Source organism: Azoarcus sp. L1K30 (assembly GCF_018122735.1).
GTDB lineage: Bacteria > Pseudomonadota > Gammaproteobacteria > Burkholderiales > Rhodocyclaceae > Parazoarcus.
On sequence record NZ_JAGRRD010000001.1, the window covers coordinates 1,723,454 to 1,746,571 of the forward strand.

Consider the following 23,118-nt stretch of genomic DNA (forward strand, 5'->3'; position numbering starts at 1 on the left):
ATCGCCCCCAACAGGCACGGCGCGCATGCTCTTCAACGACTATTACTTCATCTTCTGGTTCCTGCCCCTGACCCTGCTGCTCTACCACACGGCGCTGGCCACACGCCGGACTACGGCTGCGAAATGGGTGTTGCTTGGATCTTCCCTCCTTTTCTACAGCCTGTGGAAGCTCGCATTTCTACCGCAATTTCTCCTTTCCATTCTCTGCAATCACTTAATAGGGACGCGGTTTCAATCACGAACGGATGTCAGCGCCTCCCGCCGTACCAACCGTGAAAAGGCACTTCTGTGGCTTGGCATGGGCGCAAATCTGGCCCTTCTCTTCTACTACAAATACCTGACTTTTTTCGCCAGTCAATCGAACCTGCTGCTCGGTACCGATTTTGTTCTGGCAAAGATCGTCATGCCTTTGGGTATCAGCTTCTTTACATTCATGCAGATGTCCTATCTTTTTGAATGTTATCAAGGCCGGGTAAAATCGAGAACGACCCTTCTTGACTACGCTCAATTCATCACATTTTTCCCGCATCTGATCGCAGGACCGATCATTCTCCACAAGGAGCTCATACCGCAGTTCAATGACCATACCCGAATGCGGACCATACCGTTAAACATGGCGGTGGGTCTATTCTTGTTCGCACTTGGTCTGTTCAAGAAAGTCGTCATTGCAGACAGCCTGGCTGAGAATGCGACACTACCATTCGACCGAGCCGCCTACGACGGGGTAAGGGTCTGGATTGGCGTGCTGAGCTACACGCTACAGTTGTATTTTGACTTCTCCGGCTACATGGACATGGCAATGGGTATCGCCCGCATGTTCAACTTCGACCTCCCGGTCAACTTCGAAAGTCCGCTACGCGCCACCAATATCAGTGCCTTCTGGCGGCGGTGGCATATCACCATGACCCGCTTTTTCATGAACTACGTTTTCATGCCGCTCGCCATGCGCGCAGCGCGTCGGCATGCGGACATTCCCCCAGGCCGGCAGCGACGCTTTATTGAGGCAACGGCCATGCCAATCCTAGCAACATTCATTCTGGCCGGTATTTGGCACGGAGCGGGCTGGAACTTCATCGTTTTTGGCCTCTGGCATGGCTGCGGACTTGTGATTCATCGCCTGTGGGAAATGTCCGGACGCAAGATGCCCACTGTCCCGGCATGGATGCTGACATTCCTTTTCGTGACCGTTGGGTTCATCTTCTTTAGATCGCCAGATCTGGAGGTTGCGGGCAAGGTGCTCAGTGGGATGCTCACCCTGAACGGCGACCCCGCCGAATGGAGGCGCCTCCCCTTGATCGGCGTGGCCATTGCCATTGCACTTCTGCCAAGAAACAGCCAAACCTTGGCAAGCGCATTCCAGCCAACATGGCGCACCTTCGGGTGGACAATGTCAGCCATCATGGCATCGCTCGCCCTGATAAACCGTCAAACAGCATTTCTGTACTGGCAATTCTGATATGACAGAAAAAGGCAGACTCTCACTCTGGGTCTGGGGCGTATTGGCCTCGACCCTGGTGTTCCTTCTCCTCAATTTTGCCGTGTGGTTCTTCAATCTGAATCTGCTTTTCATGCCCTATCCGAACTGCGGCGATCTGGCGCGAATGGCATTGGCACCGGAAATCAGTCAATGTCGCGAGGAAGAGCGCAATCTTTCCAAGCAGCTTCAGAACCCGACACTCGACAGATCATCGACTTTTCCCATTCTGACTTTTGGTGACTCGATATCGCGAGGACGCGGTGGCGGTGAGAACAATTACTGGCAAGACTTCGTGGCAACCCGATCAGGACTCGACATCGCATGGGTCTCCGAAATCGATGAGAACAACTACACTCAAGACATCGTTCGCTTGCGCAATAGTGGTTATCTGCAAAGTCACAAGGTGCGCTATCTGATAGTCCAGGCGGCCGAGCGTACGGCCGTGAACCGCTTTACGAAGAACGTGAACTGGCACGAGACCATGCCACTCGATCGACTCGAAGCAAGACTTTCAGAGCAGTCCGCTCAACTATTTCTCGGTCACCAGTACATCGAGGAATGGGAAGCCCAAAGCGTTGTGCGGCAGGCACCATTTTCCGCACTGACCGCAAAAGCAATGCTGACGCAACTGATAACCATGCACTCTGCGCGCCTCGCCCTCGCCCTTGACAACACTTACAGGTGGGTCGCCAAGTATTACATGTCGCCGCAGGAGGCAAGTGAAGCCGAACCTGTCACCAACGCCATCGCATCCATCTTTTCCACCGACGAAGCGGTTTCCGACCTTCCTCGAGCTGCACGCATGAGTTTTCTGGCGGACGGCATACGGAACCAGATGCCAGCCGCCATCAACAACAACTACAAATGGCTGCAGCGCAAGATCAGCAACCTTATCGGTGCAGACAAATACACGGAAGCCGCGCAACGCTGGAAACTCCGTCACCCCCTATTCAGCGCCGAATATGGCGACACACTGATGTTTCATCTCGGGGACTACAAGGCCAACCGAAAAAACAGAGATGACTCCGGAATCATTGAGATGCATGAAAATTTGAACCGTCTATCGGATTTTCTCGCACGTGACGGCATCCGACTCTTCTTCATGCCGACTCCCAACAAGTTGACGATCTACCAGGACTATCTGGAGGAACCCATTGAGACGAGGAGCACATTCTTCCCTCGTCTCCGAAGCATGGAAGGCAAGCGATACACGTTCATTGATACCGAACAGGTGTTTTCAGAACTAGTGAAAATAGGCGAAAGGGATCTCTTTTTCATTGACGACACACACTGGTCCAACAAAACTTTGCCGCGGATCGCGGAGCTATTCCAATTTCCTTAGCGCGACATCACCGGGCAGATCGCTCAAATACCGTTTATCTGAAATAAGTCGCAAATCATAAACCATTTCCCAAGACCCCGGAATCAGGAAAATGCTCGGGTACTACCGATTAACGGCGGCGATTGGCGTGCTAATAGCACACGCCAACCTTGGATCGGACAGCATGTCACGTGCGATGGTGGGGGCATTCTTCATCCTCAGCGGCTACCTCATGGCGATGACGCTCTCAGGAAACTACAGCGGAAACCCGCTACCCTTCTACTGGAACCGTTTTCTGCGAATCTATCCAATGCACACAATAGTGGCCTTGGCTATTTTCGTCCTGACCCCATCCTTTGCCCGTGAGGTATTGGGATCAGGCCCCACCGAGGATTACGTTACTGCACTCTTTGGGTCCCTCACGCTAATGTTCGGATATCAGCCGCTAATCGGCCCAGCGTGGACACTACCGTACGAACTATCCTTCTATCTCATCGCGCCAATCTTTCTTCCACTTCGATGGAGATCCATGCCCATCGGCTTGCTCATTCTGGTGACAGCCTCCACGGCATGGCTCTATGTGCATGCCGCACTACCCTTCATGCTGAGGCCTTTTGCGATCGGGTACACTCACCCCGTCACCATTCCGACTTCCATGCTCATGTTCGCCTTCGGAGCCATATTGCATGAATTGCGTAATCACATTGGCCACACTCGCGCCGATGGAGCTCTTGAATGGACTGGTATTTTGCTCCTTCTGGGATTAATCATCCTGGGTTCTCGCTACATCAATCCGGACATGAAAGAACTCGACGCAAATTTCGGCAACACTTTTCAGATTGTCACGTATCTTTCAGCAGCACTCATGCTGTTGGGCTGGCGACGCTCCGAATCGCCGACATCGAAGCTCGCAGGCGACCTGACCAACCCGACATACTTGGTACATTGGCCCCTCCTTCACGCAGGAATTTTCAATCTGACGATTCTTCGCCAGACAACCGACTGGTTTGGAAAGCTCTTCCCACTCGGTCACCTTGTGGCAATTTCGACAATCGTTCTATCCCTTACGCTTCTCCTCTCCTACGTACTGTTACGCTTCGACGCTCGCTTTATCCAGATATGCAGATCTCGAGAAAGAAACTCCATACGCCGACGCATCGCTCTCAGCTAATCCGAACCCTCTGCGCGATGCTGCCGCCCCCTGGCTCTTGGACTTAGCATCGAAAGGCCTCATGTTACTCCTCGGACCGCACGAAATCATTCACTAATCATCAAACAACCGACACTTCGCGAGTCAACTCCTGTCTTTCAACTTCCAGAAAAAAAACAGTTGCCTGATCGCACTTCTAAGATAACCCGGTTCATAAAACCATGGGGTAACGAAATAGCCAAGCCTATGAGCGGGTTCTGCAGAAACGCTTTCGAAGATCTTCCTGCGCTTTCGAAGAAGATGACTCCAGTTTCCGAACCCGTCTCGATATATTCGTAAGGTCAATCCCAATTTTCCACGCATCACGTGCCGCAAAACAATTCCGGCATGAAGCAGGAGGACCCAGTGCAGATTCCGGACCAGCAGAGCCACAGGGAAGGACTTTATCAATGTCCAAATTGAGTTTCTAATTCCATGATAATAGACAAAATCGCTAAACCCCCCTCCACTACTCGCTTGACCTTGATGATAGGCAACAATTTCATCGGTGTAGGCTGCAACATATCCCATTAACCTTGCACGAATGCACAGATCGGTGTCCTCCGCGTAACAGAAATAGTCCGGATCAAAGACATAACCGTGCACACGTCGCATGGCCTCCAACATTCTTCTGGAAAGAAGTGCGCACCCACCCGTCGGACCGAGAAAGATCTCTTCATCGTGCTTGCGATTGGACGCCAGAAGTGTCTTGTAGAGTGCAATACCATGTGACTCAACAATACCCGTAAGGGTTACGCTTCCATCATCGGCGACCAGAAGCCGATTCACTTTTCCGCCAGTCAGATCGGCCTCACTGGACATTGCTTTCCAGGTCAGTTCACGCAAGCCGTCTCGCGCCAGAATTGCATCACTATTCAGCAATAGAACATGACTGCATTGCGCGTCGCAGAGCGCCTCTTCAATCAGAAAATTTGATCCCGCTGCAAATCCAAGATTTGACTCTGACCTCAACAAACGACAAACCGATTCAGGACGAAAGGCACGTTGTAGAAACTCATAGTCAGCACTTTCGGAGCCGTTATCCAGCACCAGGACACGCTCAACGCCGCTCTCTAATAGCGAGTTCACGCAACGCACCGTGAGCGCTGCGGTATTGAAATTAATGACGATTGCGGTTATACAGCATGTCGTCTTCGTATCTGTCATTGCCGCAATATCCCTGTACATTGAAGCGGGACATGGATCAAGCCCTGAAGTCCAAGTGTGGTCGAGGATGTGCGGGTGACCATGGTGTTGCACCTTATCGAGCGTGCAGGTACGGTGCTTTCTGCTTGAGACTCACGCGAAGACGTTTCGTATCCCCGCTCTTCCAGGCATCGAAAGGCCCAAGCTGCTTACACCCCCCGCTGCTGCAAAGCTCAACCGACGCCTGACTATTCTACCGATGAATGAGGGTCTACAATCACGGCTTCAGCATTGTTATGCATCACGACATGCATTCGAGGATGCGTCGCGACAACACCCTGCAAGTCATGCATTTTCGCCTCCCGAGCCAAGAATCTTACTACCCGGAAAGAGTTCGACGCCTCAATCATGACAAACTGCTCAAAGGGCCTTGTCGCCTTCACCATCGCATTGTTGACGCTGACCGCTGCGATCTACCTGCCGCATCTTGGCAGCGAGCTCATCTTCGACGATAACCGCCTGATCGATGGTACGGTTTTTGGCGCGTACGCCGACCCTCTACAGATCAAACAACGCCTGGTGTCTTACGGTAGTTTTGTCTGGAGTACCAGTCTCCTTGGCGAGGGCTGGTGGAAACAACGACTGATTAACATCCTCTTTCATGTCGGTTCATCCATCGGCTTATTCGTCCTGGTACGTGGTCTGATGGCGAATATCGCTTGGCCTCGAAACGATGACGGTCACGGCCCGACGGATTCGTCGCTCACCTCTGCCGCCGCAATCGGTACTTTGCTTTTCGCGCTGAATCCGGTTGCGGTTTACGGTGTTGCCTATCTGATTCAAAGATCAATCTTGATGGCAACCCTCTTTTCAATCTGGGCACTGGTATTCGTTTTTTTTTCCGCACGGCGCGAGCGGCCAGGCCTTCTGTGGATTGCGCTACTGCTTTATTTTTTCGCGCTGCTCTCTAAGGAACATGCATTGCTACTTCCGCTACCAGCTGCCGCACTTTACCTATTTTCCAGTCGCTTCTCACGCAAGCAGCGCATAGCAATTTCAAGCGCTGTATTTTTTCTGGTCGCTTTCAGCGCAACTTTTTTTATCAATCGATACGGCGATATCGTTGGATCTGCATTCGACAGGCAATCTCAAAGCTACCTAGCACTACTCGAGACGATGAAGCCCGGTGTCGGACAGGAAGTTTATGGTCTCAGCATCTTGAATCAAGCATGGCTTTTTTTCCGGTACGGTGCGCTGTGGATGATCCCGAATGTGGAGTGGATGTCGATTGATTTGCGCCCAGCATTTCCACTCGAATTTGCTTCAGTTCCACAGGTGTTTGGCCTTCCGCTGTATCTCGGACTCCTGTCAGCTGCTACCTTCATGATGTTCAGGTTCGCCGATTGGCGCCGATATGCAGGCTTCGCCATTTTTACGCCATCGGTGCTTTTCGCTACGGAGTTCGCGACGGTCTGGATTCAGGATCCGTTCGTGCTGTACCGAAGCTACCTGTGGGCAATTGGCATGCCCTTCCTGTTTGCGCTGCCATTCGTGGGCGCCAAACCCAGGACAATCCTGCTTATTGCAATGATCATCTGCCCTTTGTTTGCAGGCCTTGCATTTGAACGAGCCCATTCGCTCTCAACGGAGTTCAATGCATGGAACGATGCTGCTGAAAAGGTGGACCTGAGTGCAGCCCCGAATGCCGTGGGACGCTCGCGCGCATTTCTTAACCGTGGTAACCAGTTCGTTGCGAGAGGCATGCTGAATGTCGCAACCAACGATTACATGATTGCGCGCCAGCTGGGCGATAGCAGCGGTACAGCTGATTACCACCTCGGTGGCGTCCTCCTGGCAACGGGCAAGCTTGATGACGCCTTGGCCGCATTCAAGAGAGCAGAAGCAGGCAATGACACGGCTGGATTTGCGCACTTGCTGTTAGTGCAGAAGGCCGACACGCTTTTCCGGATGCAGCGCTTCCAGGAAGCTGAGGCGGAAGCGGAGCGGGCGTTGTCCATGGAGCTCGACAGGGAGAACCGAATCCGCACACTGTCGATACACGGTGGCGCCAGTTTCCGTCTTGGCAATTTCGAGAGTGCACTTCAGGATTACTCGAGGCTCATGGAAGAAGAGCCCTCGAAGCGCTCGCACAAGATTGCATACGCGATGACATTGAACGGCATGGGGCAACACCAGGAGGCCATGGCAACGATCAGTGCGATCTCGCAACAGGCTGAGGGCGCAGATGTCAGCTTTGCGCGAATCATGATCCTTCACGCGGGCGGGAAGACAGCCCGTGCCGTGGCCGAACTGCGATCCTCATTGATCAAATGGCCCGGCGACAAGGGGCTGAACCTGCTACGCGAGAAACTGCAACGGGCCCAATAATATGTCTCACACCGATGCAATCGATCGTTCTCCGCGTTGGTAGGCATCGGTAAAGCGGTCCAGTCCATGACTGCCGCCATTGACCAGCCGGCGGGCATGGCGCAGATCACCTTCCAGCAGGGCGATCTTGATACCGTTCTCCTTGTCCTTGAGAAATGCCGCCAGTAGGCGGCCGGCGATCAGGGGGTCGGATGCAAGCTCCGGCTCTCGAATCAGACGATCGCCCAGCCCCAGCTTCTCGCCGAAACGGGCGTAATTGAAACGCCCGGTCAGCTGGATGTAGCCACGCCCTCGATAGCGCTCGCCATCGGGCGCCCCCTGATTGCCGAGATCGCGACGCGCATCGTAAAGATCGAAGGGGTGGCCGCGAGGCGAGGTATTGAATCGCGACAAACCTTCGGCCACGGGTCTGAAACTCTCGGTTTCCGCACGAATCGTGGCCAGCGCCATCAACACCATGGGCTTGTCTGTCAGCCCCAGTTCCGCGAGGGCCTCGCTCACCGGCGGCAGATTCTCGCGAATGTTGCTGATCGGCGTCGATGGAAACATTTCAGACACCGCCTGGACCGTCACCCCAGGAAGCACATCGGGCCACACGTCACCTTTCCTGGCAAGCTCCAGGGCCGCGAGCGTTCGCGGCCCTGCGATGCCATCAGCCAGTAGCCCCTCGCTCAGCTGGAATGCCATCAATGCGGCCTCGGTGCCGCCCCCGAACTCGCCATCGATCAGTCCCGGGGAGAATCCGCGTGCATCGAGTGCCTTTTGCAGGCGTTTGACCGCAGCCCCGCTCATTCCCCGCCTCAACGCTGTCATCGCCTTCCCCTTTATTGAACGACGATCTCAATATAGGTCAAGCACATGGCATCGCCACAAAGATCGTGGGGCGATCGAAGCCGTGCTGGATGGAAGCCTGCGCGCTCCGCACCTATACTGCATCGACGCGATCCGTCATCGGGTGCAATCCCTGACCGGACTGCGTGCCCCTTCATCGCTCCGGAGCAAGCGCATGGCCGCAACGACCGATGCGACGCTGATCACGACCGGCATGCTGCCCATGCTTCTGCTCGCGAGTGCGGCGCTGACGGCACCGGTGTCGATCGCCCTGCTCGCGCTCTACCGTCGCGCAGTACTGCGCTCGATGGCTTCAAGCGGCACCGCCGGGCCGACCCCGGAACGGGAATCATCCGATCGGGCCCCGCCGCCGACGTCCGCGCTGGCGTTCGAGTTTGTCGATACGCCTGCTTCTGCCCCCGCCGCCTCGGTGTTGATCCGGCGCTCGCTATGGCGGGCTGCGCTGGTCTATGCCGTTGCCGGACTGTGCTACGCAGGCACGCTCGGCGGCGCCTGGATGATCCAGGCCGGAGGCGATAGCTTTGTGCCGATGCGTTTCCTGTGGCTGCTGTCGTGCTACGCATGGCCGACTGCCCTGGGCATCGGCATGCTGCTTGCCGTGAGTACGCGCCAGCGCCTGATCACAGCCGGCGTCTACTTTGCATTGCTGTTTGCCGTCGCCGTGGGCGCCATCGTGCGCAACGACGAATTGACCTTTGCCGAAGTCGCGACCTTCTGGCTACTCACCAATGCGCCGGCCACGGCACTGCTGCTTGCCTTTCTTCATCGCCGGGTACGTGCGGTAGGCCCGCTGGTGCTGGCCTTCATGGTGCTGGTGGTCACCGGATCACAGGTGGCGCTTTCCCTCGTCGGCAGTAGTGAATCGGCAATGCGCAGCGCGATTGTCGCAGGCAGCGCGGTCGGGCTGGGCGGCGTGGGCACTTTTGTCGCCACGCTCGTCATCGGCGCACTCGCCGCTACGGCAGCAGGCTGGCAATGCCTGAAATGGCTCGGCCATCGGCATCGCGAACGCCGCAGCAGCGATCAGGCGCTGACGCTGGACGCAATGTGGCTGCTGTTCGGCATGGTGCAATCGATCACTTTCGCATTCGCCGGCTGGGCATGGATCTTCACCGGAATCGTCGCCTTCGGCGCATACAAGTCGGTCACGCTTGTCGGCTTCCATGCCGCCGGCCTGCACCGGGCATCGCAGAATGGGGCGTCCTTGCTGCTGTTGCGCGTCTTTGCGCTCGGTGCCCTCAGTGGAGAGCTTTTCGACGTGCTGGCCAAGCGCTGGATGCGAATTGGCGACATCAGCATGATTGCAGGTCCTGATCTGGCCACGACCACCATCGAGCCCCATGAGTTTCTGGACTTCGTCGGCGGCAGACTGTCGCGCCAGTTCGTACGCGACGCCGACGACCTAGGCTCCCGGATGCAGACACGCGCGCTCGGACCGGACCCCGACGGCCGCTATCGCGCCAACGAGTTCTTCTGCCACGCCGACACCTGGCAAATGGCGATGCAGCGCATCGCCACCACCGCGGACGTCGTCCTGATGGACTTGCGCAGCTTCTCATCCGGCAACCAGGGCTGCCAGTACGAATTGCAGCAACTCATCGACATCGTCCCTCTCGAACGCGTCCTGCTGCTCATCGACGGCAGCACCGACCGCGACTTCCTGCTGCAGACGCTGCAGACTCTGTGGTCAAGGGCAGCGCCGGACTCTCCCAACCGATCGCAGCCAGATCCGCGATTGCGCATCGTCGATATCGGGCGCCATGTCGAACACGTCATACCGTCGCTACTCCACCGATTGAGCGCGCCGGTAGAAGCTTCCGGCATCGGCGACGGTCGGGTGACGCTGCGAAGCAGCTAGAAGTCGAGCCGCAGCGAGACCCATTGCCGCGTCTCGACCACGCGGTCCGACGGTTCGCCGCTCGACTTGAACTCACCGTGAGCGCCGTTGATCGATTGCGCGATGTACGCCAACTCGCCGCGTTGCCCGGCGAGATTGAAGGGACGGCCCAGGCGAAGGTCGAAACGACGGTAGAAGTCGACCGAACTGTTGCGAGTCCACTTCATGTTTCCGACCCAATAGCCCGCCAGGGAGAAATCGACCCCGCCCGGCAAGCGTTGCATGAACAACAAGGAACTCGCACTATCGGGCGCCGACTCCCGGGTCAGGCGGCTGATGCGGTCACGGTTGCCGGCAGTTTCAAGTGTCGTGACGCCGCCCGCCAGGGCAGCATCGAGAAACGCTGACGAGATTGCGGTCCACGCCTGTCCGACTTGCAGCCGGGTGCCCTCTCGCGGTTGCCAGCGCCACTGGAATTCAAGCCCCTGGATCGCCACGCGCTGGACTGCCGTGGTGAAATCGGCGGCGCCCGCCACGCAGGGACCGGGATAGACTGGTACATCGCATGCGACCGAGAGCGGAAGACGACGCTCGACCGTCAGCATGCGATTGGGGACACGCTCGTGGAATAGCCGCACATCGAGACTGCTGCGCCACGCCTTCCAGTCTCCCAGGTAGCCGATCTCCACCGTATCGATCCGCTCCTGCGCCATGTCGCCGTCGCCCAGGAACTTGTGGCGATAGACCTGTCCCGGCGGAATCGGCACGCCGCCGGCAGTCGCAAACGGTGTGATCAGGCGGACACCGATGTAGTCCGCGGTGCTGCCGGTGCGGAAAGCACGTGAGGCGCCGAATCGCAGTGTATCTTCCGGCGTCAGATGAAAGTTGGCACTCAGACGGGGGGAGAAATTGCCGCCCGCGAGCGAGTCGCGTTCGCCGGCGACGCCAAAATTGCCCGTGAACCATTCGGCCGGCCGCCACTCCACGTTGCCGAAAATGCGCCCTACGCGGCGATAGGCGGTATCGTGCCGCGGCAGATAGCTGTCCGATTGCAGGCTGTCGAGCCTGTATCCAGCGCCCCACGCCACGCGCGTCGCTGCGGTGGGTGCAAAGGTGTGCTGGACTTCGATCTCGTGGCGATCGCCGACATCGCCGTACGCATCCACGCGGTAGCGCAGCGCCCGGTTGCCATTCCAGCTCAGATCACTGCCAAGTTCGACATGGTCCTCGGAGCCTCGATCCTGCGTGTAGGCGTAACGGAGTTGAAGGTCGGCTTCGGCACTCAATATGCGCCGCCAACCCAACTGCAAGAAGGTATTCGACTGATCGAAATCTCGAAAGGGGTTGCCCGGATCCTCGCCGCCCGACAGCACCTTGACGCCGTTCACATCGATGCGGGCAAGCCGCCCGAGCCTGGTCACCGCCTCGACGTGCCCCAGGCTCAATTGCAACTGCTCGCTATTGCCGAGCCAATACGCTGCATTCAAGGTCAGCAGCCTGGAATCGAAGGAATCCTTCCAGTCGAACTGATCGGTCAATCCGAAATCGTTCTTCTGTTGGTAGGTAAAGCGGAAATCGCCCGCGTCCCCAACACGTCCGCCAACACGCAACGTGCTGTCGCTCACGCCCTGCGTACCCTGATTCGTGCTCACCGACACCCCCCGCACCAGTGCAGGATCGACGGTGATGATGTTGATCACGCCCAGAAACGCGTTGGAACCGTAGGACACCGCATTGGTACCGCGTACGACTTCGATACGCTCCACGTCCTCCAGTGCCACCGGCAGCGTCGCCCAGTTGATGCCATTGCGAAATAGCGGCGAATACTGCGAGCGGCCGTCGATCAGCACCTGCACCCGTGGCGAAAAATCCTCGTTGGTCAGGCCGTGATAGGTCACGCGTGCGGCGTCGGTATTGTTGGGATAGGTCATGAAACCGGGCACCAGCCTGAACACATCGCTCAGGTCGCGCGCGCCGCTGGCCTTGATCATGTCGCGGTCGATCACCGTCACAGCAGCCGAAGCGTCTGCCAGACGCTGCGGCAGTCGACTGACCGAGGCGACGATGGGCAAGTCCGAGAAAAAGGGATTGTCCTCATTCTGCGCAAATCCGTTCGACGCCACCAGACCGGTCAAGGCCACGAGCAACCGTGCAATCCGTCCCCTCGCATCCCTATCCGGCAAGCCGGAATGGCATGCTGCGTCGTGCGACGGACGCACGCGCCCGAGCGACGCAAAAAAAGAACTGGATGGAACCGGCATTGGTGAAGGCGCCCGAACGGAACAGCGACAGCGGATTTTTTGCAGGCAGTATCCGGTCCGGCGGCAACAAGGTCAATGGTCGTCCGTCACGACATCGCTGCCGGACGACAGAACGCAGCCACACCCCTACAGCGTCAGGTTTCCCGATACCGTGCAGGCTCCAACCCGAACCGGGCGAGCTTGTCGTACAGCGTCTTGCGCGGCACCCCGAGCGCCTCCGCGGCGGCGGTGACCTCCCCTTGCGCCCCGGCCAGCGCAGATTCGATCAGATGCTGCTCGAACGCAGCCACCCTTTGCGGCAATGCGCTGCCAGGCGCCACCGCGCCAAGGTCGGGCGTCCACACCCCGAGCACATGCCGCTCCGCGAGATGCTGCAGTTCGCGCACATTTCCGGGCCAGTTCTGGCTCATCAGCCAATCCACCACCGCCGTTGACACCTGCGGGAGCGCCCGTCGATAACGTTCCGCGGCCTGCAGACAGAAGGCGTTGAACAGCAGTGGAATGTCCTCCCGCCGCTCGCGCAGCGGCGGCAGCATGATCTGTACGACGTTGAGCCGGTAGTAGAGATCGGCACGGAAACGACCTGCGCGGCTTTCTTCGGCCAGGTCGACCTTGGTCGCCGCAACGACCCGGCATTCAACCGGAATCAGCCGGTTCGCGCCCAGGCGTTCGACCACCCGCTCCTGCAGTACGCGCAGCAGCTTGGCTTGCAGGGCCAGCGGCATGCCTTCGATCTCGTCCAGAAACAGGGTGCCGCCGTGTGCGTGCTCGATCTTGCCGGCACGACTGCGCGTGGCACCGGTAAATGCGCCCGGCTCGACACCGAACATCTCGCTCTCGAATACGCTCTCGGGCAGTGCGGCACAATTGATTGCCACAAAATTGCCTGCTCTGCGACGCCCGGAATCATGCAAACCACGCGCAATGCGCTCCTTTCCAGTGCCGGTTTCGCCGTGCACAAGCACGTCGACGTCGGTATCGGCCAATTCGGCGACCAGTTCGCGCACCCGGCTCATGGCCTGGCTGTTGCCCAGCAATCCCTCCAGACCGCTCGACTGCGCCAGCTGTCGGCGCAACGCCCGGTTCTCGAGCACCAGACGGCGCTTTTCCGTCGCGCGGCGCACGACGTCGAGCAACTGCTCGGGCGCAAACGGCTTCTCGATGAAATCGTAGGCGCCCGCGCGCATGGCCTCGACCGCCATCGAGACATCGCCGTGCCCGGTCACCAGGATCACCGGCAGGTCGGCATCGATCGCCACCACGCGACGCAACAGGGCCATGCCATCCATGCCCGGCAGGCGCACATCCGTGACCAGCACGACCGGGCTCCCCGTACCCAGGCGCGCCACCACCGTTTCCGCACGGGCATGCCCTTCGACGGCGACATCCGCGAGCGCGAAAGTCTGAATACCTGCCGCACGCACTGCATCGTCATCTTCGACGTAGAGCACCTTCATTGCCGTCTCGCTCATGTTTCGGCCTCCCGTGCCGCGCCCTCTGCCCTTCCCGCTTCCCCGCCCGGCCAGCTCACGCGAACGACCGTTCCTCCGCCGACGCGATCATGAAATGCGAGTCTCCCGCCAGACCCGGAGACCAAGTCGCTGACGATCGCCAGCCCCAGGCCCAGACCTTGCCCCAGCGGCTTGGTCGAGAAGAAGGGCTGCGCAACCTTGTCGATCAGCGACGCATCGATCCCCGGTCCGTTGTCCGCCACTTCCAGCACCCGTTCCGCACCGTCGCCGCTCACGCGGATCGTGATCTTCGCGTCAGTGCGCCCATCCAGCGCATCCAGCGCATTGCCGAGCAGATTGAGCAGCACCTGCTCGAGCGCCTGAGGCTGCAGCGGCAGCGACACGGGCTCGCAATCGATCCGCAGATCCACAGCCGAGGTCTCGATACGATGTGCCAGCCAGCCAGCAACTGTTTGCACCGCCTGAGATGCCGCCGTGCTGCCGCCCTGCGTCTGTTGCCTCGACGCAAACACCTTGAGCTGGGCGGTCAGCCGCGCCATCCGTTCGACCAGCCCGATCATCTGCCGCAGATTGTCGCCCAACGGCGCATAACGGGCACGTTCGAGAAAGGTCAGCCCATTGCCGGCAAAGGCACGCATGGCGGCCAGCGGCTGGTTCAGTTCATGTGCCACCCCGGCGGCCATCTGGCCCAGCGCGGCCAGACGGTTGGCTTCGATCAGGGCCTGCTGCGCGCCGCGCAATTTCTGCTCTGCCGCCGTGCGCTCGCCGATTTCGCGCACCAGTTGCGCATTGGTATCGGCCAGGTCTGCAGTGCGCTCCGCCACGGTGCGCTCCAGCACGTCCTGCGCGGCCAGTCGTTCGCGGATGCGGCGCGCACGCTGTGCCCAATACAGCACAGCCACGCCCATCACGCACAGCGCCAGCATCGCAGCCAGTACCTGCAGCCACGCGGCCTCCACCGCCTGCGCGCTGTCGAGCATGATCATCATGCGCCAATCGACCCAGTCCAATGGCGCCTGCCTGACTACGAAGGTCTTGCCGTTGAGGCGCAAACGACGTGCGTCGAGCCACTTCAGCGGCAGGGGCGCCAGGCGCTCGGTAAAGTACTGCCGCGTGTCCGCCAGTGCGCGCCTCGACTCGGCAGACAAAGGTGCCAGCGTCGCAAACTTCCAGTCACTGCGTGAAGACAGTGCGACCACGCCGTGGCGATCCACGACGACGACGGACTCTCCGCCTTCTGCCCACGTCTGTTCGAGCAAGGCGAGTTCCACCTTGACCGCCAGCACGCCGACGACCCGTTCATCGTCGAGCACCGCATGCGCAATGAAGAAGCCCGGCACCCGCGTCGTGGCGCCGACCGCGAAAAATGCGCCGGACTCGCCTCGCAGTGCATCCTTGAAGTAGGGTCGAAAGGCGTAGTTCTCGCCCACGAAACTGTCCGGGCGTTGCCAGTTGCTCGCCGCCAGCGTTCGCCCCGATGGCGCGATCAGGTACAGCATGCCGGCGCCGGTGCGGGCATTGACCTGCTCCAGCAAGCGGTTGGCGAACGCGACCCGCTGCGGGTCGTCCGGATGCGCCAGCACATCGCGCAGACCCGGATGCTGCGCCAGCACGGCCGGCAGGCTTTCATAACGCAGCAGTTCCGCATCCAGGCTGGCCGAGAGCAGTGCCAGGCGCTGCCCGGCACTGCTCTCGAGTTCGTCGATACCGGCCTGCAGGCGCATCTGGTAGCCGAACCACAGCAGCGGAAAAAACACGACCATGAGCACGGCGACACGGACACGGGTGGCACGCAACAAGCGCGAGCGTGATGTCATCGTTCAGGGCCCGGCCCGGGCCGCCGCATCGCAGGCACGCACCTCGGTGACATCACCATCGGAAGGCAGGACCTCGGACATCGGTACACAGTCCGACCCGGGTACGCACCACTGATAGTCGGCGGTGAACGCGGACCGGGTCAAACGCAGCAGCGCTTGCGTGGTGCGCGGATGCCACTCCCACACCCCGTCGCGCAGCACCGCCTCCGGCGCGGGCTCCATGCCCGCGCCGTACCCGCGCACGCGCACGGCGTCGAGCACCAGCACCGTGTCCTGCACACGCCAATCCTCCTCCCACAGGATCTTTTCGATCGAATGCGTCCATCCGAGCGTGAAGTGGGTGGCCGCCACGGCGACCGCGGCCACGGCGTTGGCCAGGCAGACAGCCATCTCAGACAGTCAGCGGCGCAATTCTGCGCGCACGCCAGATATGCCAGCCGATCACGATCGACGCGAGACTGAAACCCAGTTCGTCAGTGATCGGCAGAGCCGTCACCAGCAGCGATGCGGCCACGAATGCGAGCACGCGTTCAATCACGTTCATCGGTGTCCGGAAATACCCCACGACAGCAGCACCCCACAAGATGACGGCCAGCAAGGCCTTGAAGAAGACGTAGATTGTGGCATCGAAGCCCTTGTCCCCCTGCAGCATCAGCTCCGGCGCATAGACGGCCATGTAAGGCACAACGAAACCTGCCACCGCAATCTGCACTGCACGCACCCCGATCTTGAGCCCCGATTCCTTCGCGATCGGCGCGGCGGCAAAGGCGGCCAGCGCCACCGGCGGCGTCAGGTCGGCGAGAATACCGAAATAAAACACGAACATGTGCGACACCACCAGCGGCACACCAAGTTCGAGCAATGCGGGGGCCGCGATCGAACTGGTGATGATGTAGTTGGGAATGGTCGGAATCCCCATGCCCAGCACCAGGCAGGTCAGCATCGTCAGCACCAGCGACAGCAACAGACTATGCGCCCCGAGCTGGATGATATACCCGGCAAAGGCGGTCGCCGCACCGGTCAGTGTCAGCGATCCGATGATCACCCCCACCAGCGCACACGCCACCCCGACCGGCAGGGCGTGCATGGCGCCGTCGGCAAGCGACTGCACCGCCACTTTCAGCGTGGTGCGCCCATCCTTGTAGCCGGCCAGCAGCACCGCCAACACGCCGATCACGACCATCACCGCAACGATACCGATCGACGCAAAGGCCGAGCACGCCAGTCCGAGCGCAACCCAGAACAGCAGTCGCAGCGACAGCCCCTTGAGCCGGCCCGAGTACGACGCACCGAAGATCAGCACCACGGTCAGCGCAAGGCCGACCATGCCCGAAAACAGCGGGGTGAAGCCCGCAAACAGCAGATATACCAGCGAGATCAGCGGCGCCAGCAGATACCAGCGCTGACGGATGGCCACCCACGGATCGGGGCAGTCGGCCTTGGCCAGCCCCTTCAACCCGGCCCTGCCCGCCTCCAGATGAACCATCCAGAACACGGTGAAGAAATACAGTACGGCCGGAATCGAGGCGGCCTTGCAGATCTCGATATAGGGCACGTTGATGGTCTCGGCCATGATGAACGCGACCGCCCCCATCACCGGCGGCATCAGCTGCCCGCCCATCGAACTGGTGGCCTCGACCGCACCTGCAAAGTCCGCCCGGTAGCCGAACTTCTTCATCAGGGGAATGGTGAACTGCCCGGTGGTGACCACGTTGGCCACGCCCGAACCATTGATCGTGCCCATCAGTCCGGACGACACCACCGACACCTTGGCCGGCCCGCCCTTGGTATGGCCGACGGTGCCGAGTGCGAAATCGTTGAACAGATGAATCATCCCGGCCTGTTCGAGGAAGGCCCCGAACAGGATGAACAGAAAGATGTAGCTCGACGACACATAGGTCGGCGTACCGAAGATGCCCTCGGTTCCGAACGCCAGCTGCCCGACCACCTGGTCCACACCGTAGCCCCGATGCGCAAACGCCCCCGGCAGATACTCGCCGAACAGGGCGTAGGCAAGAAAGCCGAGACAGATCAACGGCAGAGCAAAACCCATGATCCGCCGCGCAGCTTCGAACACCAGCACCAGCGTCACCACACCCACCACCATGTCCATGTTGGTGAGTTCGCCCGCCCGCTGGATGAGTTCGGCTTCAAACACCCAGTGATAGGCACCCAGCGCCAGTGCGCAAAAACCCATCAGCTTGGTCAGCAGGCTGGTACCAGCCGCGCTGCCCCCACGCCATGGGTAGATGAGAAAGGTCATCAGCAGCAGAAAGCCGACGTGCATCGCTCTCACCACCGAACTGGAGATGGGGCTGAATGCAGCCGTGACGATTTGAAAAACCGAGAACAGGACGGCCACGCAAAAGACGATGCGCAGCATCCCGTGACCGGCATCGGCGGCCGGCAAGGAGGCAGTTTGAGTCATGGAAACTCCGGGCTGAGTGTCGACCGCGACGGGTCGACCGGACGACAGGGCGCTCCGGCCCGGCAAGACGGGACGTCAAGCCAGGTCGGGCATTGCGGCAGGGACGCCTTACTTGATCAGCCCCTGTTCGCGGTAGTACTTCTCGGCGCCCGGATGCAGCGGCAGCGGCAACCCCTGGATGGCGTTCTCGAGCTTGATCTGGCGCGCCGCGGCATGCGAGGTGCCCAATCTTTCGAGATTCTCGAAGATACCCCGTGTCATCTCGTAGACGACGTCCGTCGGCACCTTGTCGTTGGTGATCAGCAGATTGTTGATCGCCACCGTCGTCACATCGGCCTCTTGGCCGTCATAGGTATGGGAAGGGATCAGTGCCGAGCGATAGGCCGCGTCACCGACCTTGGCCACCACATCTGCCGGAATCGGCACGAAGTTGACCTTGACGGCCGACGAGAGATCGCGCAGCGCCGCCACCCCCAATCCGGCCGACTGCAGCGTGACATCGATCTGACGATTCTTCATCAGCTCCACCGACTCGCCGAAAGGCAGGTACTCCACCTTGGAAAAATCGCCATAGCTCAGCCCTGCAGCCTTGAGGATGGCACGCGCATTGATTTCGGTACCCGAGCGCGGTGCGCCGACCGAGATGCGCTTGCCCTTCAGGTCGGCCAGCGACTTGATGTTCGCGTCGGCCAGCGCAACGATCTGAATGTAGTTCGGATACACCGACGCCACCGCGCGCAGGTGATCGAGCGGTTTGGCGAAGCCCGCGTCCGCATTGCCCTTCCATGCGTCGGATACCGCATCTGCCAACGAAAAACCGATCTCGCCGCGGCCACTCTGCAGCAGGTTCAGGTTCTCGGCCGAGGCCTTGGTCGACTGAACCTGCACCTTGGAATCGGGGATCTTCTCGCCATAGATCTGCGACAGGGTCACGCCCAGCGGGTAGTAGACACCGCTGGTGCCTCCGGTCAGCACATTGACGAAGGTCGCCGCGGAAGCGGTCTGGGCCGCAACCGATACCAGGGCGCCGAACAGGCAGTTGCGCACGATGCTCTTCATTGATTGTCTCCTTGAATAGACTTTTTGTATGTACTCATGAATCTTGAGCATGAACAGCATTGCAATCGCCATGCCATCTGAACACACACGCAGGAAACTCGTTTAGAACTGATTTATATGAATTTTTTCACCAACCGGCAGTCTGGCGTCGTACCAGTTGTCCGAACATCCGGAATCTCGCCTGAGAAAGCGTGCGGAAATCCGGAACATTCAAGCATCGGCGGCTGCGCGGCCCCGACGTCCAACGAACAGCGAGCCGTCCCGATCTGGTAAAAATCGCCGCAACGAACACACTCGCCGCCAAGGGCGAGGAGACAAATTGCATCGGAGACCGGAAAACATGGAGACAATCGACTGTGTCGTCATCGGCGCGGGCGCGGTGGGCCTGGCCTGTGCGCGCGCGCTGGCTCAGGACGGGCGCGACGTCATCATCATCGAGCGCGAAACGAGCTTCGGCAGCGGTATCAGCGCGCGCAACAGCGAGGTCATCCACGCCGGGCTCTACTACACGCCGGGATCGCTCAAGGCACGCCTGTGCGTGAGCGGCCGCGACCTGCTCTACCGTTATTGCGCCGATCGCGGCATCGGCCACCAGCGCTGCGGCAAACTGCTGGTTGCGCCGCAGCCGCAGCAGGTCGAGGCACTCGACACGATCCGCGCGCGCGCCGAATTGAACGGCGTGCACGACCTGCGCTGGCTCGACCGAGATGCCATCCGCGCCATCGAACCCGCCCTCGATGCCCATGCCGCCCTGCTGTCACCCTCGACCGGCATCGTCGACAGCCACGGTCTGATGCTCGCGCTGCTGGGCGATGCCGAACAACACGGCGCCATGCTCGCATTGGCGAGCCCGGTGCGCAGCGGGCGAATCGAGGCCGACGGCATCGTGCTGCATATCGAGGATGACTGCGGCACCGCAAGCGCGCTTCGCGCGCGGTGCGTGGTCAATGCCGCCGGGCTCGACGCCATTGGCCTCGCGCAGCACATCGACGGCGTCCCACGCGAGTCGATTCCGCAGGCGCACTACGCCCGCGGCGTGTACTTCGGCTACCGCGGCCGCGCGCCCTTCTCGCATCTGATCTATCCCATCCCGGAGGCGGGTGGGCTCGGCGTGCATCTCACCCTCGACCTCGGCGGTCAGGCAAAATTCGGCCCCGACGTCGAGTGGATCGACGCGCCCGATTACCACGTCGATCCGGCACGCGCCGAACGCTTCTATCAGGCCATTCGCAGCTGGTGGCCTGCGCTGGAAGACGGTCGGCTCGAACCCGGCTACGCCGGCGTCCGCCCCAAGATCGTCGGCCCCGGCGAAGCCGACGCCGACTTCCGTATCGACGGTCCCGCGCAACATGGCATACCCGGACTCATCCAGCTCTTCGGCATCGAATCACCGGGGTTGACGGCGGCCATGGCCATCGGTGCGCACGTGGCGGCACTGGCCCGCAGCACTTCAGACTGATCGGTGACGCAAGTGCCGATCATGTGCCGGATGGCCTACCCGCGATATGATGCGGAGCACATCATTCCGTGAACAGACAATGGACAACGACAGGAAACAGCACCACAACGCACGCATGCAGCGCAAGAAGGCGGTTGTCGATGCCGCCATCGAGCGCGCGCAGGACACGCGCGGCATCGTCATCCTGATCACCGGCAACGGCAAGGGCAAGACCACGTCGGCCTTCGGCACCCTGTATCGCGCGCTCGGTCATGGTCAGCACCCCGGCATTGTTCAGTTCATCAAGGGCACCCAGCCCACGGGCGAAGTCACCTTTCTGCAGCAGTGCGCGGCCGGTGCCGACCTGCCCTATCATGCGATGGCGACAGGCTTTACCTGGAACACTCAGGACTGGGACGCCGACAAGCGCGCCGCCGACGAAGCCTGGTCGAATGCCGCGCAGATGCTGTGCGATCCGTCCATCGATCTGGTGCTGCTCGATGAACTCACCTACATGCTGAAGTACAACTATCTCGATACCGAAGAGGTTGTGCGCACGATTCGCGCGCGTCCGCCCATGCAAACGGTGATCGTCACCGGTCGCGCCGCCAGGCCCGAACTCGTTGACCTCGCCGACACCGTCAGCGAGATCGCCGATCACAAACATGCGTTCAAGGCCGGCGTGAAGGCACAGGCCGGCATCGATTTCTGATGCACGCTCGTAACATCATGTGCGGCGGGATCGGCTTGCGGATCACGTCCCCGGTAATCGCTCCAACGCCTGCCGGAGCGCGGCAAAGCACCGTGAATCGATCGCCGTGCCAATGGTGCCGGCCATGATCTCGAGCGTCTTCGGGATCGGCACCGCGCCGCGATAGGGGCGCTCGGCGGTAATCGCATCGAAAATGTCTGCGGTTGTGATGATGCGGGTTTCCAGGCAGATGTCCTCTGCCATCAATCCGCGTGGATAGCCCTTGCCGTCCAGCCTTTCGTGGTGTGCGGCCGACACCCGCGCGAGTTCGGAAAAGGCGCCGATGCGGGAGAGGATGGTCTCGGTATACATCGCGTGCGCGCGGACAGCCGCCCATTCCTCTTCGTCGAGCTTTCCCGGCTTGTCGAGCACGCTGTTGCTGACGCCGAGCTTGCCGACATCGTGCAACAACGCGCCGCGCTTGAGCCATCGCCGCCGTTCGGGCGGCAGGCCAAGCACCTCCGCGACCATGTCGGTATACAGCGCAACACGTGCGCTGTGTCCGCTGGTGTAGGGGCTCTTCGAGTCGACCACCTGTCCAAAGGCCGCGGCGATGTCGTCGAGGTAGTCGTCGTCCAGTTCGACAACATGCGATGCCGGTTCCTGCGCCAATACGGCCTGACCAACCTCCTGTGAAGCCAGCGTGGTCCAGAATGCACCGCCAGTCGCCACGGCCTCGAAGGCCTGCACCAGCGCCGGATCGAACCAGCGACCCGAGCGCGAGCGAATCTCCTCCAGCGCTGCGGATGCACCACTTGCGGTATGAAACACATCGATGACCTGGGCCAGCAGCGCGATACGGGAAAACAGCGGTATGTCCTCCCCCGCCAGGCCTGCCGGCTTTCCCTGTCCGTTGAAATGTTCGTCGAGGCTGTAGATACCGTGCGCAACGCCCTCGGGAAAACGCAGCAGACGGGCAATCTCGGCACCGCGCTGGCAGCGCGTGGCGATCAGCTCCCGTGCAATGTCGCTGCCATCGCGCATGATCGTCAACACGCTGCGAAAACGCTCGGCGAGACCAGCCTTGAGGCCGGTATGCCTGAGCACGAAATTGAGCACTTGGGGCAAACTGTCGCCAACCGTCTTGAAGTCGCGCTTGAAGGAAAGGTCGTCGGTCAGATACAGCTCGCAGATGCGCGCGGCGTTGCTGCTGCAACCGAGATCCTTGAGCAGCAGCGTGTAATAGAGCTCCCACAGCGCATCGTCGTCCAATCCGATCTTGCGGCCGACCTGCATGCCGATCCAGCAGCAGCGCACACAATGGCCTGCAGGTTGTCCTTCGGTGATATCCAGTGCATGACTGAGCGCCGAAATCAGTTCGGAAAGCTTCAGTTCTGCGGTCGGGCACGAAGCGGCCGACACCAGGGAAAGGCGCGTCATTGGCATATCAGGGAAATACTCGCACTCCATTCGTTCGGCACCGGAAACCGGTCACGCCCGCTGAAACGCCCCACGTCGCGTCGGACAAGGCGTTCCGCGTGTATCAGCTTGAGCTTGAGCGGCTCACTTTGCAGTACGAGGTCGCTTTCATCAAGGGTCACGACGGCTTCGCGAGGCGTTCGACACCGACTCGGGTTGCAAGGCTCGGCGTCGAGCCATTGAATGCGAATTCGAGAATAGCGGACGGCTGTGCTTGAATTGAATGGTCGAACCCCGTGTTACCGGCTCCTGCACCTGTGATC

At 60.1% G+C, this 23,118-nt stretch carries 16 protein-coding genes; 7 read left to right on the plus strand and 9 right to left on the minus strand.

From position 1 onward, the window contains the following. Window positions 1–25: 25 nt before the first annotated feature. From J5J83_RS07860 to J5J83_RS07870, 3 genes are all read left to right on the plus strand, one after another. A complete protein-coding gene (locus J5J83_RS07860; protein ID WP_212347495.1) occupies window positions 26–1,456 on the plus strand; it encodes an MBOAT family protein in 1,431 nt (476 codons plus the stop codon). Window position 1,457: 1 nt separating this feature from the next. Further along, on the plus strand, window positions 1,458–2,819 hold the full coding sequence (locus J5J83_RS07865; protein ID WP_212347498.1) for a hypothetical protein: 1,362 nt from the start codon (window positions 1,458–1,460) through the stop codon (window positions 2,817–2,819). 91 nt (window positions 2,820–2,910) lie between these two features. Continuing rightward, on the plus strand, window positions 2,911–3,969 hold the full coding sequence (locus J5J83_RS07870) for an acyltransferase (RefSeq protein WP_212347501.1): 1,059 nt from the start codon (window positions 2,911–2,913) through the stop codon (window positions 3,967–3,969). A 123-nt stretch (window positions 3,970–4,092) separates the two neighbouring features. Here the strand turns inward: J5J83_RS07870 and J5J83_RS07875 are convergent, their stop codons facing one another. Continuing rightward, complete coding sequence (locus J5J83_RS07875) at window positions 4,093–5,154, minus strand: glycosyltransferase family 2 protein (protein WP_212347504.1); 1,062 nt, start codon at window positions 5,152–5,154, stop codon at window positions 4,093–4,095. 387 nt (window positions 5,155–5,541) lie between these two features. Between J5J83_RS07875 and J5J83_RS07880 the strand changes: the two genes are divergently transcribed. Continuing rightward, window positions 5,542–7,521 carry a tetratricopeptide repeat protein gene (locus J5J83_RS07880; protein WP_212347507.1) on the plus strand — a complete coding sequence of 660 codons (1,980 nt, stop codon included), beginning with the start codon at window positions 5,542–5,544 and terminating at the stop codon, window positions 7,519–7,521. A 6-nt stretch (window positions 7,522–7,527) separates the two neighbouring features. Here the strand turns inward: J5J83_RS07880 and J5J83_RS07885 are convergent, their stop codons facing one another. Beyond that, window positions 7,528–8,313 (minus strand): peptidoglycan-binding protein, encoded by a 786-nt coding sequence (locus J5J83_RS07885; RefSeq protein WP_249115651.1) that lies wholly within the window; start codon window positions 8,311–8,313, stop codon window positions 7,528–7,530. 214 nt (window positions 8,314–8,527) lie between these two features. Here J5J83_RS07885 and J5J83_RS07890 point away from each other — a divergent pair, with 214 nt between their 5' ends. Then, complete coding sequence (locus J5J83_RS07890; RefSeq protein ID WP_212347534.1) at window positions 8,528–10,231, plus strand: hypothetical protein; 1,704 nt, start codon at window positions 8,528–8,530, stop codon at window positions 10,229–10,231. Here the strand turns inward: J5J83_RS07890 and J5J83_RS07895 are convergent. From J5J83_RS07895 to J5J83_RS07920, 6 genes are all read right to left on the minus strand, one after another. After that, window positions 10,228–12,351 carry a TonB-dependent receptor gene (locus J5J83_RS07895; protein WP_349251944.1) on the minus strand — a complete coding sequence of 708 codons (2,124 nt, stop codon included), beginning with the start codon at window positions 12,349–12,351 and terminating at the stop codon, window positions 10,228–10,230. The genes J5J83_RS07890 and J5J83_RS07895 overlap by 4 nt on opposite strands. A gap of 254 nt (window positions 12,352–12,605) precedes the next feature. Continuing rightward, window positions 12,606–13,943, minus strand: a complete 1,338-nt coding sequence (locus J5J83_RS07900) for a sigma-54 dependent transcriptional regulator (protein ID WP_212347540.1) — start codon at window positions 13,941–13,943, stop codon at window positions 12,606–12,608. Further along, window positions 13,940–15,760 (minus strand): ATP-binding protein, encoded by a 1,821-nt coding sequence (locus tag J5J83_RS07905; protein ID WP_212347543.1) that lies wholly within the window; start codon window positions 15,758–15,760, stop codon window positions 13,940–13,942. The genes J5J83_RS07900 and J5J83_RS07905 overlap by 4 nt, the downstream gene beginning before the upstream one ends. A gap of 3 nt (window positions 15,761–15,763) precedes the next feature. Then, entirely contained in the window at window positions 15,764–16,150 is a 387-nt protein-coding gene (locus J5J83_RS07910; protein WP_212347546.1) for a DUF1850 domain-containing protein, read from the minus strand. Window position 16,151: 1 nt separating this feature from the next. After that, window positions 16,152–18,188: a TRAP transporter permease gene (locus J5J83_RS07915; protein WP_212347550.1), complete on the minus strand. Its 2,037-nt coding sequence runs from the start codon at window positions 18,186–18,188 to the stop codon at window positions 16,152–16,154. A gap of 108 nt (window positions 18,189–18,296) precedes the next feature. Further along, complete coding sequence (locus J5J83_RS07920; protein ID WP_212347558.1) at window positions 18,297–19,247, minus strand: TAXI family TRAP transporter solute-binding subunit; 951 nt, start codon at window positions 19,245–19,247, stop codon at window positions 18,297–18,299. A 340-nt stretch (window positions 19,248–19,587) separates the two neighbouring features. Between J5J83_RS07920 and J5J83_RS07925 the strand changes: the two genes are divergently transcribed. Continuing rightward, window positions 19,588–20,706, plus strand: coding sequence for an NAD(P)/FAD-dependent oxidoreductase (locus J5J83_RS07925; RefSeq protein ID WP_212347560.1), 1,119 nt, complete (start codon window positions 19,588–19,590; stop codon window positions 20,704–20,706). Window positions 20,707–20,785: 79 nt separating this feature from the next. Next, window positions 20,786–21,397, plus strand: coding sequence for a cob(I)yrinic acid a,c-diamide adenosyltransferase (gene cobO / locus J5J83_RS07930; protein WP_212347562.1), 612 nt, complete (start codon window positions 20,786–20,788; stop codon window positions 21,395–21,397). A 42-nt stretch (window positions 21,398–21,439) separates the two neighbouring features. Here the strand turns inward: cobO and J5J83_RS07935 are convergent, their stop codons facing one another. Continuing rightward, a complete protein-coding gene (locus J5J83_RS07935; RefSeq protein ID WP_212347566.1) occupies window positions 21,440–22,816 on the minus strand; it encodes an HD-GYP domain-containing protein in 1,377 nt (458 codons plus the stop codon). Between the last annotated feature and the right edge of the window lie 302 nt (window positions 22,817–23,118).